Origin of the sequence: Blautia glucerasea, from assembly GCF_020537505.1 — a bacterium.
Lineage (GTDB): Bacteria > Bacillota > Clostridia > Lachnospirales > Lachnospiraceae > Blautia_A.
Map to the genome: position 1 here is coordinate 1 of NZ_JAJBMO010000111.1, position 537 is coordinate 537.

A 537-nucleotide genomic window follows, 5' to 3' on the forward strand; every position below is an offset into this window, starting at 1 on the left:
CCAAAATGCCGATTTTTCTGGCCTTTGTGGTTTTGAGTGGATTTGCAAATAAGACGATTACCGGGCAGACTTGTCTTTATGTGGGACTTGGCCTTGCCGCTATTGTGCTGGTTCAGATGCTCGTCCACTATCTTAGTGACAGCCTGCAAAGTGCAGCGGGATATTTGATGTTCGCTGACAAGCGTATCGAATTGGGCGGCCATCTGCGGAAACTTCCGATGGGATATTTCACTTCCGGCAATATTGGCAAGATCAGTTCTGTCCTCAGTACCGACATGGTGTTCATTGAAGAAGTCGCTATGAGTACGCTGGGAAACATGATGAGCTATCTGCTGTCCTCGCTGGTTTTGCTGGCGTTCATGTTTTATCTGAATTGGCAGATTGGCTTGATTGCTGCGATAGTTACTATTTTGGCATGGCTGGTATCTAAGGGAATGAACAAAGTTTCCCTACGAGAAGCAGCAGGCCGTCAGGAGCAGAGTGAACGGCTGACCGATGCGGTGCTGTCTTTTGTGGAGGGCATTGGTGTTATTAAGA

Annotated in this window: 1 protein-coding gene; it reads left to right on the top strand. The window is 47.9% G+C overall.

All coding sequences use genetic code 11. The features are described 5' to 3' along the window. The coding region (locus tag LIQ05_RS20830) for an ABC transporter transmembrane domain-containing protein (RefSeq protein ID WP_264292821.1) at positions 1 to 537 on the top strand (537 nt) is incomplete at both ends.